The sequence below is a fragment of the Enterococcus sp. AZ196 genome, assembly GCF_050498845.1.
GTDB classification, from domain to species: domain Bacteria; phylum Bacillota; class Bacilli; order Lactobacillales; family Enterococcaceae; genus Enterococcus_A; species Enterococcus_A murrayae.
The window spans coordinates 1,067,815-1,079,708 of the sequence record NZ_JBIPAM010000002.1; the positions used below are offsets into that span (position 1 = coordinate 1,067,815).

An 11,894-nucleotide genomic window follows, 5' to 3' on the forward strand; every position below is an offset into this window, starting at 1 on the left:
GACCAGTTTGAACAAGTGATAAAACTGCCATAATAAAAGACGCTGTAAAATAGCAAATACTAACCCGCTCTTTATGAGCGGGTTTTTTTGTGTTTCAAAAGGGCTAAACGATAAAAAAAGGTAAAAAAAAGTTTGTGAATCGAAAATTTCTTGTATCTTTTGAAGAAAAAGAGTATATCTTTAAACAGTGAAAATTTTGGAGGAGAGACATGTTTAATTTTCTGCCACATTCGATTTTACAAATGAGCGCGATCTTTCTATCGATTGTCATCGAGGCGATCCCTTTTGTTCTATTAGGCTGCCTCATCTCAGGAGCGCTGCAGGTCTTTTTAACACCTGAACGGGTAAAAAGAATCCTGCCTAAAAATAGATTTCTAGCAATTCTTGTCGGCTCCTTTTTAGGGTTCTTTTTTCCTTCATGCGAATGCGGGATCGTACCGATCGTTACGCAGTTCATGCGTAAGGGAGTGCCGGAGCATACGGCATTTGCATTTATGGTGACTGCTCCAATCATCAACCCCATCGTTTTATTTTCAACGTATATCGCGTTCGGCAACAGTGTCCGATTTGCCTTATTGAGAGCAATAGGTAGTTTTGTTGTGGCTTTGATTGTGGGCTCATGGATCGCCTATTTCAATCGTTCACCGATTTTGAAGTCAGTGGGGCATATTCACGAGGATCATCAGCACGACCAAGAAGAAACTCCAGCTTTTGGCGGGAAAATTTGGTCCGTCCTCGTTCATGGAATCGATGAATTCTTTGACACGGGACGCTATTTGATTATTGGCGCCTTAATCGCCAGCGGGATGCAGGTCTTTTTGCCTACGCAATTTATGCTGCAGCTGACCTCATCTAAAATCATCGGTATTTTAGTGATGCTGTTTTTGGCCTTTACTATGTCGCTTTGTTCGGAAGCGGATGCCTTTGTCGGCTCATCCTTATTAAGCCTGTTTGGCACCAATGCCATCGTGGGCTTTCTCGTTTTTGGCCCAATGGTGGATATCAAAAACTTGATGATGATGAAGCGCAGTTTTCATGGGAAATTTATTCTGCAATTGATTGCTTTGATTAGTGTGATTGTCACGATTTATGCGCTTGTGATCTAGACTGACAGATTCGCAAATGAACACTATTTTGGACGAATGACACGCAGTATTGAGATTAAAGGAATACTTAAACAACAAAGGAGCGAAATGATGATACGTTTTCTGATTTTATCTGGCTATTTTGAATGGATGATGTACCTGCAGGTTTCTGGAAAATTAGATCAATACATCAACGTGCATTATCGCTATTTAATTTTTCTGACGATGTTTTTGTCGCTTTTATTGGCTCTGGTACAGCTGAGAATATGGGCGAGTGGGAAAGAACAGCAGCTGGTTCATGAAGGGCACGATCACGGCTTGAATAAACCTTATCAAAGAGGAATGGCTTATTTACTGCTAGTGCTTCCGTTGATTGCAGGTACGCTGTTTCCAACGATTAGCCTAGATACGACGATTGTTGAAGCGAAAGGGTTTAGTTTTCCTATCAGCAAGGAATCCGTGGGGGACCCTGAGATGAGCACACAGTATTTGAAGCCTGATACGAGTATCTATTACAATAAAAGCGACTATAACGATCAGATGACGAAGCTGATGAAGAAATACGAGGCTGATCAACAATTGGTGATTACGGATGAAAATTACTTAGAGATGATGGAATTAATCTATAATTATCCTAATTCTTTCGTCGGCAAAAAGGTTTCATTTAGCGGCTTCGTATATGAAGCGAATAAGAACAATCAGAAATACGACTTTCTGTTCCGTTTTGGGATCATTCACTGTGTTGCTGATTCTGGCGTGTTTGGCTTGATGACCAAATTGCCGGAGCACTTGACGGTGAAGAATAATCAGTGGCTGCATGTTGAAGGAATACTCACGCTGGATTTCTTTGAGCCTTTTGATCGGCAAATCCCATCAGTTGAAGTCAGCAGCGTACAGACAGTCAGTGCACCAAAAAATCAATACGTCTACCGAGCATTCTAACTACAGAAAAAAGAATAAACAAAGGCCAAACGATCAAATACTTTCATAATTGAAGGTAAAATGGTTGTTTGGCTTTCTTTTTGTAAAGTATTTTTCAAAAAAACTTTTGTTGAACTTCCCAGCGTTTTACAAAATGAATCTTCTATTATGAGGGAGTTTTCTAGTATAATAAAAGGAAAAAGTAGAAGGTACGATAAATGACGAGTAAAATTTTTCTTGTAGAAGACGACATGACGATCGTTTCGGTCATTCAGCAGCATTTGACACAGTGGGGAATGGAATGTGCCGCCGCAACTGATTTTCAGCATGTTTTTGATGATTATCAAAAGGCGCAGCCGGATTTAGTCATCCTAGATATCTCTTTGCCTTATTTTAATGGTTTTTATTGGTGTCAAGAGATTCGAAAGGTATCTGAGGTGCCGATCATTTTCTTGTCTTCTGCCAAAGATCAAATGAATCAGGTGATGGCTTTGAATATGGGAGCTGATGAGTTCATTGAAAAACCATTTGAGCTGACCATTTTATTAGCAAAGATCCAAGCATTGCTGCGGCGCAGTTATCAATACGGACAACAGCTGACATATTCTTTTGACGAGTATCAGTTTGTGCCGGCGATTAATCAAATTCAATCGTCAAAGGATCACTTGCCCTTAACCCCCAATGAATCACGTATCCTGAGTGTCCTCTTTTCCGCGCAGGGGAAAATCGTTCCGCGGGAGCAAATCATTGAGACCTTGTGGCAAAGTGATGATTTTATTGACAACAATACTTTGGCGGTTAATTTGACGCGATTACGCAAGAAGCTGAATGATTTTGGAATCAACAGCTTGATTCAAACGGTCAAAAACAAAGGATACTTAATAGAGGGAAAAAAATGAAGCTGCTAAAAAGTTTTTTTTATGAACGGCGGATCGTCTATGGGATGTATGTTGTTTTCTGGGGCTTGATCTTTTTGACATTTTATCTTTATGAACTAGACTTCGCGCCTTTTTGGGATGGCTGGCTGTTTACAATGTTTATGCTGGTGGTCTATTCCATCGTCTCTTTTTATCGAGCGGCACGCAAGCAAAAGCGGCTGGAGCAATTAATAACGAAGGATTTACAGCTAGGCAGCCTAGTTTTTCTGCCAAAAGCGCAGACCTTGAGCGAGAAGAATTATCAAGAAACGTTACGATTGGTTTTGGAAACTAAAAATCAACAGCAAGAAGCGCTTCAGCAAAAGCAAAAGGACATGCTGAACGACTTTGGACTCTGGCTGCATCAAATCAAGACCCCCGTCGCAGCTTTAGATCTATTGATTCAATCAGGGCAGCTGGAGCCCCGAATGATGAAAAATGAAGTCTTTAAGATCAATGAATACCTGCAGATGATTTTAAATTACATGCGTCAAAATTTAGACCAAGCGGATTTGGTTTTTCAGCAATTATCAATTGAAAAAGTTGTAAAATCAGTTGTAAAAAAATATGCGACCTTTTTCTCCCAAAAGGATCTAAGCCTGCAGCTTGGACAGCTTGAGGGTGTGGTCTATTCGGATAAAAAGTGGCTGATTTTTATTTTAGAGCAGGTCATTTTTAACGCGATCAAATATACTGAAAATGGAACGATCAGCATTTCTTTTGCGGATAATCAGCTAACGATTCGTGACACGGGAATGGGGATTCAGGCGGAGGACTTACCGAGAGTTTTTGAAAAGGGCTATACCGGGTTAAATGGCCGAGAGCAGCAAAGAGCCAGCGGGCTAGGTCTGTATCTAAGCAAGGAGGCAGCAGCTAAATTAGGCTGCCGCATCTATATTGAATCAAAGGTAAAAAAAGGAACAGCGGTTACCATCGTCTTTCCTGAAGAAATATCAGCGTTTGAATAAATCCAAACTTTCATGATTGTAAGTTTGGATTTATTTTCGTAAGTAGTGTTTTTAAGGGCGACATTCTATGATGAAGTAGCAGGGCTGACCTAGTTTTTTTGGTTAGGACCGATTACATCAAGCTGAACAAGGAGGATTTCACAATGAATGAACTATTAAAAGTGGAAAACGTTAAAAAGGTTTATCAAACTCAGTTCAAAGGAATGCCTGTAGAAGCATTGCGAGCGATCGATTTTTCTGTTGAAAAGAGTGATTATGTCGCAATCATGGGGGAATCAGGTTCAGGAAAAAGTACCTTGTTAAATCTGATCGCGACATTGGACAAGCCATCTTCGGGAACGATTTTATTAGATGGAATGGACTTGAACATCATTAAGGAAAAAAACGCGGCCGCTTTTCGGCGAGACCATCTTGGGTTTGTCTTTCAGGATTTTAATTTATTGGATACATTTTCAGTTAAGGACAATATTTTATTGCCCTTAGTTTTATCCCGAACACCGGTCAATCAATTAATGAATAGACTTACCCCGGTGGTTCAGGCTTTAGGGATTGAAAAGCTATTAGAAAAATATCCTTACGAATTGTCCGGCGGTCAAAAACAGCGAGTGGCTGTGGCAAGAGCGATCATTACCAACCCAGATTTGCTGTTAGCCGATGAGCCGACAGGGGCGTTGGACTCCAAGACCTCTGAACAGCTGCTGCAAATTTTTCAACGCCTGAATTATAATGGGCAGACGATTTTGATGGTGACCCATAGCTCGATCGCGGCCAGTCATGCGAAACGTGTGCTTTTCATTAAGGATGGCCAGGTTTACCACCAGCTTTATCGAGGGAACAAGGATAACTATGAGTTTTTGGAAACCATCAACGAGACATTGACAGCCTTGCAATCAAAGGAGGCGTAACGGATGTTTTATGGAAAATTAGCTTTTACTAACTTAAGAAAAAATCATCGCGGCTACTCGCCCTTTCTAATTTCGATGTTGTTTTTAGTGGCGATCAATACGATGACACAAATCATTGTGAATAATGAAGGGATGCGCGCATTACCGGGCGGAGCTTCCGCCAGCTCAATGTTTGGTCTGGGCCATATTATTATTATGATTTTTACTGTGATCTTTTCTTTTTATACGAATAGCTTCCTGCTGAAGCAGCGAAAAAGAGAGCTGGGCTTGTACAATATCTTAGGATTAGGCAAGAGCGAGCTTTATCAGCTGTTGATCTGGGAATCGTTTCTCAGTTTTTTACTAGTGGTGATCAGCGGTTTGATTACGGGTTTAGTGCTATCGAAGCTCGCTTTTCTAGTGCTGCATCGAATGATCGGTGTCGGAACGGAGTTTGTCTTTAAAATTATGCCTGAAAGCTTAGGCTTCGTTACTATGCTGTTTGCCGGAATCTTCTTCTTGCTATTTTTAATCAACTGTCTGCAAATTAAACGAACAAAGCCTATCACCCTTTTACAAGGCGCCAAAAAAGGGGAGCAGGAACCGAAAGCACGTTGGTTATTAGCAATCATAGGGCTAGTATGTATCGTCAGTGCCTATTGGATCGCTGTAACGATTGAATCGCCATTGAATGCATTGAACTTGTTTTTTGTAGCCGTTGTTTTAGTCATTTTCGGCACCTATTTCTTATTTACGGCTGGAAGTATTGCCTTGCTGAAGCTGTTAAAAAGGAATCCACGTTTTTATTACAAGACGAATCATTTTATTTCGGTCTCAAGCATGATGTATCGGATGAAGCAAAATGCAGCAGGGTTAGCCAGTATTTGTATTCTATCGACAATGGTCTTAGTTACTGTAGCCACAACGGCAAGTCTTTATCTCGGAAAGAAGGACGTTGAGGAGTCACGTTATCCACGAGATGTCGCGATTACAACGAACCATCAGCCCGAACAGGTTAAAAAAATCATCAGCAAGGTCAGTGCAGAGAAGCAAGCGCCGATTTTTGACCAGGTGTATTTGACCTCGACACAAAGCATCATGTTTTCTCCCAAAGCGGATTCTTATAGCTACTTGAATTTGAACGATTACTATAGTTCAAAAGCATCTACCGCTGTCATGATGCTCTTTATGACTGCACAGGAATATGAAAAGCATACGAAGGAAAAGCCGGAGCTGAAGGAGGATGAGATTTATTTCTATCCTGTTAGCGGTGATCACCAATCAGATAAATTAACATTCAAAAATCAGAGCTTTCAAATCAAAAAGCGAATCCATCAATTCCCAGGAATCAATCAACAGGTTGAATTGACCGATTCCTTTGTGGTAGTGATGGCAAATCAACAGGTTATCGATCGTTGCTTGAATAGCTGGATTCCTAAAAAAGCGGACAATAGGGAACGCGGTCCTAAGTACAGCTTTCTATTCAATATTGATTTAAAAGGGGAAAAGAAACGGATAGACTTTGCGCAAGCGTTGCGATACGAAATGCAGCAGGCTTTAGGAGAACGCCAGTACACTTTCGATGACAAAGCGACCTTTGTATCTGAGAACCGATTAATTACCGCCGGCTTTATGTTTTTAGGGATCACATTCGGTGCGACCTTCATTTTGGCGACAGCCTTGATCATTTACTATAAACAAATCTCTGAGGGTATGGATGATCGTGAGCGCTTTGAAATCTTACAAAAGGTGGGGATGGGGCACAAGGAGGTCAAAAAGGTTATTCGCAGTCAAGTATCAATGGTGTTTTCTTTCCCATTGGTAATCGCAGTTATCCATTTGGCATTTGCTTTTCCACTTATTCGAAAGCTGCTTGTTCTATTTGGTTTGGTAAATTGGCAGCTGTTCCTGCTTATTTGCGGGATCGTGACCGTCATCTTTGCCCTACTGTATTTTATCGTCTATCGGCTGACGGCCCGAACCTACTATCAATTAGTTGAACGAAAAAGCTAAAAAAGCATTGGTCGTTTTGCTGTGCTTCCTTTATATAGAAGGAGCACAGCATTCGACTAATGCTTTTTCGCTATAATAAATAGGTTCGATCAAAGGTAATGCTTAATTTTGCCGGCTCACTTTGCGTAATAAAGCGACTGCTGATTTGATCCTGCAATTGCGAGTTGGTGACCTTTTTTAAATCCTCAGGCACGACCAAATCGAAATAAATCGTTTCTGGAGTAGTGTTTTTATCTACACGCAAATCATGAAACCGCAGCTGCTGGTGGATGTCCTTCAAAATTTTCTTTAACTCAGGAGCGATTCGTTTGAAATCGGGATCATCGATCGGATAAGGGTCTAAATGACAAACCAGATCGACGCCTAGATTCTGTTTTACATCGTATTCGATCGTATCAATCACTTCATGGGCGTGAGACAGGCTCCAATCTTGATTGACTTCAATATGAACAGAAGCGAATACACTATTTGGTCCATAGCTATGAATCAACAGATCATGGTAGCCGATGATGTCTGGATAGTTATCCAAATGCTTGCGAATCGCTAAAACCTCTTCCTCGCGCGGACGAACGCCCATCAAATCATTGATGAAACCCATAATCATTTTGATCCCTGAATAAATGATGTACAAGGCGATCAGAAAGCCGATATAGCCGTCGATACGCCAGCCGCTGAACCATTCGATAACAGCAGAAATCAAAACCGCGATGGTCGTATAGACATCGTTGATACTGTCTTGGGCGGTGGCCTTTAGGGTATCAGAATTGATTTCGCGACTCAATCTGCGATACATAAAGGATTGCCAGAACTTCATTAAAATCGATAAGACCAAAACGATGTAGACAATTGGAGAAAGCAGCACACTGCTAGGATGCAGAATTTTAACAAAAGAGCTGTCTAAAAAACGAAACCCGACATAGGTCACTAAAATGGAGATGACGAAGCCGCTGATATATTCAAAGCGTTCATGACCGTAAGGATGATCCTCATCGGCTGGCTTGCCAGCAATTTTAAAGCCGGCAAGGGTAATGAAGGACGAAGCCGTATCGGATAAGTTGTTCATTGCATCCGCCATAATCGAGACACTTCCTGAAAGTGAACCAATAAAAAATTTGGCGAGAAAGAGGACAAGGTTTGAGATCAACCCTAAGACTCCCGCCAAGATTCCAACACTGGTTCGCTTGTTTCCCTTCGAACGTTCTGTAATTTTATTTATTAAAAGTGTTAGCATAAAAAATCATCCTTATCATTCAATTACTATTAGTATAACTGAAATGACAAACAATAAGAAGTCAAATCCACTGTCTCAGATAAAAGGTAAACCTCAAATGTAAAAGGTTTACTCCAAATCAATGGAGCTTCTTTTAGTTTTTTTAATAGAAAATTTCCGGATATCTCAGCCGATTAAAATGAAAACCCTTTATAATAGGAAGAGTAAAGGGATTGAATAATGGAGGTATGATTATGAAAAATCAGGTAGATATAACACTATGGAAGATTCAAACGAGTAATGTAGTCACAGCATTAGAAGATTTCATTGAAGATTGGAAAGTATCCCATAATAGTGATCTCGATGAATACCTGCGCAGCTATCCAGGGTATTTTAAGAGTGATGAGCCTACACGTGAAGCGATTCGTCTTGTTCTGGGATACGCCAAAGAGCTGATGGATGGGAAACGGGACAGTGTTGGTTTTTATGAAAATAAGATTTGGCGCACAGAAAACGGCGAAAGCGTCCGAATGACGCATTTTCACGAACGTGCCATTTCAAAATTGATGCAAAAAATCGTTAAAGAGAAGGTTTAGCAATCAAAAAAACTTAAAGAGCGGTTGTTCAGCGCCAATTTATTCTATAATATAGAAGCTTTTAAATACGAAAAGTCTCGAATAGTCAGTGAATCGCTGATTATTCGAGACTTTTTTACTTTATTGCGTATGTTTACTTATAAAAATATTTATTTTCGTCAACTAATTCATTTCACTTTTTTAATATTGTGTTAAATAAATCGATTATTGTTAGGGAAAGGGGGAAATCTTTTTGAATAGCCATTTTATATTTTATGTTTCATTTTTGAAGCAATTATTGATATAGCAGTCATTAAAAAGATAAAGTATGTCTAAATCAATAAAATCCATTTTTGTGTATTGTTAATTTAGAAGATTTTATGAACAATGATCAACTCCTTAGACAGGCATTTAAATTAATGATATTATAGTAAGTAATTAAGAAAAATAATTATATATGCACGTATATTTAATTTGGAAATGAGGTATAGATGTGAAGTACAATAAGATTGTGAGTTTACTAGCATTGGGAACGTTGTTTGGCCCAACTATTTTATCTTCACAACAAGCGCTTGCTGAAGAAAGTGGAACAGTGGCCAGCGATCCTGCTACGACTTCATCAAATCAACAATCGACCGAAAGTTCAACTCCAGGAAGCACAGAAAGTTCTGAAGCACCAGCTCCTGAACCTGAACCGACCCAATACAATTTATTAGCCAATGGCAATCCAATGGCTAATAATACGTTTAGTGATGCGAATGGCGCACAGATTGCTTTTCAATATACATCCGATAAAGGATTAATCGCTAACACTGTGGTTCATTACTCAGTGACATTACCTGAAGGTGTCAAGGTAAAAGAGGTTAAAGCGGTCAATGCAGCAACAGGAGCAGTGATTTTATCAAGCGCTGAGGTTAACGGCATATTTACGATGCCGGATTCAGATGTATCCATTCAACTAGAAACGGTGAAGGAAGAGAAACCAGCGCCTACACCAACGCCGAAGCCAGAAGAAAAACCTGGCGGCAATACAGGTAATAGCAATAATCAAAATAATACGAACAACGATAAGCCTGCCAATAATTCAAACAAACAAAATACACAAAAACCAGCTGTGAACACCCCATCAGCGAATCAAGAGCAGGCAGCAGCAAATCGCCAGCCTGAAGCGGATGGATCAGCTTCCGATGTTCGTGTTCCTTCTAATCAAGCGGCACCAACCTTTAGTAATGAGGTGCAAACGGCGATCGTCCAAGAAGCCTACCGTCATCTTGGAAAGCCCTATGTATGGGGAGCTAAGGGACCAAATGCATTTGACTGTTCTGGCTTAGCCTATGTAGTTTATGCGAATGCAACTGGCCATAATATCGGCGGCTGGACAGGGGATCAGCAATATGCTGGAACGCAGATTCCGGTTAGCGAAGCGCAGCCAGGGGATCTATTATTCTGGGGAGCACCGACGAGTGTCACCACACACGTGGCTATTTACATCGGCAATGGTCAATATATCCATGCACCGCAGCCAGGTGATGTAGTGAAAATCGGCAGTATCAGCGCGTTTGCGCCAACCTTTGCGGTTCGTGTGAACATCGCCGGCTTACCAAAAGCAACCGGTTCATTGTCGAACGCTTTTGGAGAATACAGCCCGAACCAGCCATTTATTTTTAACAAGAATCAAACAACAGATCAATTTATTAAAAAAATTGGCGAAACTTCCCGTGAAATTGGACAGAAGAATGGCATTTACTCCTCTGTTATGATCGCACAAGCGATTTTAGAAAGCGGATCGGGGAATAGTTCATTAGCCAGTGAACCAAACTACAACTTGTTTGGGATCAAAGGGAAATACAAGGATCAAGGTGTCACCTTCCAAACGTTAGAACAGGATAATGTCGGCGCAAGCTTCCAGATTACCTCTGAGTTTAGGAAATATCCTTCCTATAAGGAGTCGTTAGAAGATTACGCGAAATTAATTAAAAAAGGCATCTCAGGCAACAATGATTTCTACAAAGCCACTTGGAAAGATCAAACAGAATCTTACAAGGATGCCACCAAACATCTTCAAGGACGCTATGCGACAGATAAGCAATACGCAGAAAAATTGAATGCGATCATCAGTGCTTATGACTTAACTGAGTTCGATCATGCGAAAGAGACCAAAGAAAAAGCTACCGGGCCTGAAATCAAAGCAACAAAAGCGAAGATTGATGTGAACGATCAAGTACAAGCAAAATTGATTGCAAGTATTCTCAATAGTCCGCGTATTCCACAAGTGATGTCGACGAAGCATTTTGTTAATCTTTTCCGCAGTGAGAGCTTGATTGCTTTAGCAGCAACGGCTTTACCTGTGAAGGATACGTTTAATGAAGCGTTGCCTACCACTTCTTCAATTTATGTCACTTTAAGCAACGGCTTATTGGCGATTATTCCGCCGATGAAGTAATAGTTCAATCAGCGAAAGCTGTCGAGTGAAAACTTGGCAGCTTTTTTCTCTTTTAAAAAGGAGCCATTTGTGTGAAAATGGAATCGTATTCATTTTGCTGAGGGCACAAATATCAGCAGAGATAGAAAAGAAAAATTTCACAATCTCTTAGATTTCGTGAAATTTTACTAGAAATGAAAAAGAGTCAAAATGAGGCAGAAAAGAGCGGATTTTTGTTTTTTTAAAACGGGAGAGATGACAATGAAACGAAAACAGGACAGCTTGATAACAAAGCAGCGGCTGTTAGAAACGGCATTTCAAAATTTTTATGAAGTGGGTTTCGAAAATACTTCTTTAGACAAAATATCAAAGGATGCGAATGTTAGCCGTGGAGCGGCGTATTGGCATTTTAAAAATAAGTCGGAGATATTCGGTGAGGTTGTGCGTATGACAATCGATAAAATCAAGGCGGAAAAACGAGCAATCATGCTTGATGAAAGCCTGAGCTTTGAAGAGAAAGTCGTACAAATACTGGTGGTTCCGTCTCAAAACCTAGAAGGCTTTAAGTTTATGCAGCAGTCATTAAAAACGTTAGAGGTCTATCCGGAATTCGCTGAGCTGCTGGACACTTTTCGTGAAACACGCGGACGTTTATATAAATTTTTCTTAGAAGGCTTGAGAAAAGAAGGATTAAATGAGAATGACGCATCTGCAATTTCAAGCATGCTTTACAATTATTTTGAGGGAATGTACGGTTCGGGAACACCGGATGAGGTTACAAAAAATTACACGCCGGAGGGCATCAGACGAAGTATTTCGATTATTTTTACAAATCTTTAAAAAAAAGAGGAACTTGTTCGCAGCAACCTTTTGCGAGCAAGTTCCTTTTTTCACTAAAT

At 40.4% G+C, this 11,894-nt stretch carries 10 protein-coding genes; 9 read left to right on the plus strand and 1 reads right to left on the minus strand.

Annotated features, from left to right (window positions below):
* The first annotated feature begins 209 nt into the window (after positions 1-209).
* From IGI67_RS22805 to IGI67_RS22830, 6 genes are all read left to right on the plus strand, one after another.
* Complete coding sequence (locus IGI67_RS22805) at positions 210-1,106, plus strand: permease (RefSeq protein ID WP_429959431.1); 897 nt, start codon at positions 210-212, stop codon at positions 1,104-1,106.
* 90 nt (positions 1,107-1,196) lie between these two features.
* The gene (locus IGI67_RS22810; RefSeq protein ID WP_429959432.1) at positions 1,197-2,027 is read left to right on the plus strand and encodes a TIGR03943 family putative permease subunit; all 831 of its coding nucleotides are present in this window, start codon (positions 1,197-1,199) and stop codon (positions 2,025-2,027) included.
* Between the two features lie 197 nt (positions 2,028-2,224).
* Positions 2,225-2,905: a response regulator transcription factor gene (locus tag IGI67_RS22815; RefSeq protein ID WP_429959433.1), complete on the plus strand. Its 681-nt coding sequence runs from the start codon at positions 2,225-2,227 to the stop codon at positions 2,903-2,905.
* A complete protein-coding gene (locus tag IGI67_RS22820) occupies positions 2,902-3,891 on the plus strand; it encodes an ATP-binding protein (RefSeq protein WP_429959434.1) in 990 nt (329 codons plus the stop codon). Before IGI67_RS22815 ends, IGI67_RS22820 begins: the two co-directional genes overlap by 4 nt.
* A gap of 143 nt (positions 3,892-4,034) precedes the next feature.
* A complete protein-coding gene (locus IGI67_RS22825; protein ID WP_429959435.1) occupies positions 4,035-4,796 on the plus strand; it encodes an ABC transporter ATP-binding protein in 762 nt (253 codons plus the stop codon).
* Between the two features lie 3 nt (positions 4,797-4,799).
* Positions 4,800-6,788: an FtsX-like permease family protein gene (locus tag IGI67_RS22830; RefSeq protein WP_429959436.1), complete on the plus strand. Its 1,989-nt coding sequence runs from the start codon at positions 4,800-4,802 to the stop codon at positions 6,786-6,788.
* Between the two features lie 70 nt (positions 6,789-6,858).
* Here IGI67_RS22830 and IGI67_RS22835 read toward each other — a convergent pair whose 3' ends face one another.
* Positions 6,859-8,019 (minus strand): cation diffusion facilitator family transporter, encoded by a 1,161-nt coding sequence (locus IGI67_RS22835; RefSeq protein ID WP_429959437.1) that lies wholly within the window; start codon positions 8,017-8,019, stop codon positions 6,859-6,861.
* A 233-nt stretch (positions 8,020-8,252) separates the two neighbouring features.
* On the opposite strand from IGI67_RS22835, the gene IGI67_RS22840 reads away from it, so the two are divergent.
* The 3 genes from IGI67_RS22840 to IGI67_RS22850 all read left to right on the plus strand — a co-directional run bounded on the left by IGI67_RS22840 (position 8,253) and on the right by IGI67_RS22850 (position 11,835).
* A complete protein-coding gene (locus IGI67_RS22840) occupies positions 8,253-8,594 on the plus strand; it encodes a hypothetical protein (protein ID WP_207108296.1) in 342 nt (113 codons plus the stop codon).
* 472 nt (positions 8,595-9,066) lie between these two features.
* Positions 9,067-11,016, plus strand: coding sequence for a glucosaminidase domain-containing protein (locus IGI67_RS22845; RefSeq protein ID WP_429959438.1), 1,950 nt, complete (start codon positions 9,067-9,069; stop codon positions 11,014-11,016).
* 240 nt (positions 11,017-11,256) lie between these two features.
* Positions 11,257-11,835 carry a TetR/AcrR family transcriptional regulator gene (locus tag IGI67_RS22850; RefSeq protein WP_429959439.1) on the plus strand — a complete coding sequence of 193 codons (579 nt, stop codon included), beginning with the start codon at positions 11,257-11,259 and terminating at the stop codon, positions 11,833-11,835.
* Positions 11,836-11,894: the final 59 nt, after the last annotated feature.

Bases quoted from the DNA above. Each gene is read 5' to 3' on its own strand.
- IGI67_RS22810 (WP_429959432.1), top strand. From the start codon at position 1,197: ATGATACGTTTTCTGATTTTATCTGGCTATTTTGAATGGATGATGTAC.
- IGI67_RS22840 (WP_207108296.1), top strand. From the start codon at position 8,253: ATGAAAAATCAGGTAGATATAACACTATGGAAGATTCAAACGAGTAAT.
- IGI67_RS22815 (WP_429959433.1), top strand. From the start codon at position 2,225: ATGACGAGTAAAATTTTTCTTGTAGAAGACGACATGACGATCGTTTCG.
- IGI67_RS22805 (WP_429959431.1), top strand. From the start codon at position 210: ATGTTTAATTTTCTGCCACATTCGATTTTACAAATGAGCGCGATCTTT.
- IGI67_RS22820 (WP_429959434.1), top strand. From the start codon at position 2,902: ATGAAGCTGCTAAAAAGTTTTTTTTATGAACGGCGGATCGTCTATGGG.
- IGI67_RS22825 (WP_429959435.1), top strand. From the start codon at position 4,035: ATGAATGAACTATTAAAAGTGGAAAACGTTAAAAAGGTTTATCAAACT.
- IGI67_RS22835 (WP_429959437.1), bottom strand. From the start codon at position 8,019: ATGCTAACACTTTTAATAAATAAAATTACAGAACGTTCGAAGGGAAAC.
- IGI67_RS22830 (WP_429959436.1), top strand. From the start codon at position 4,800: ATGTTTTATGGAAAATTAGCTTTTACTAACTTAAGAAAAAATCATCGC.
- IGI67_RS22850 (WP_429959439.1), top strand. From the start codon at position 11,257: ATGAAACGAAAACAGGACAGCTTGATAACAAAGCAGCGGCTGTTAGAA.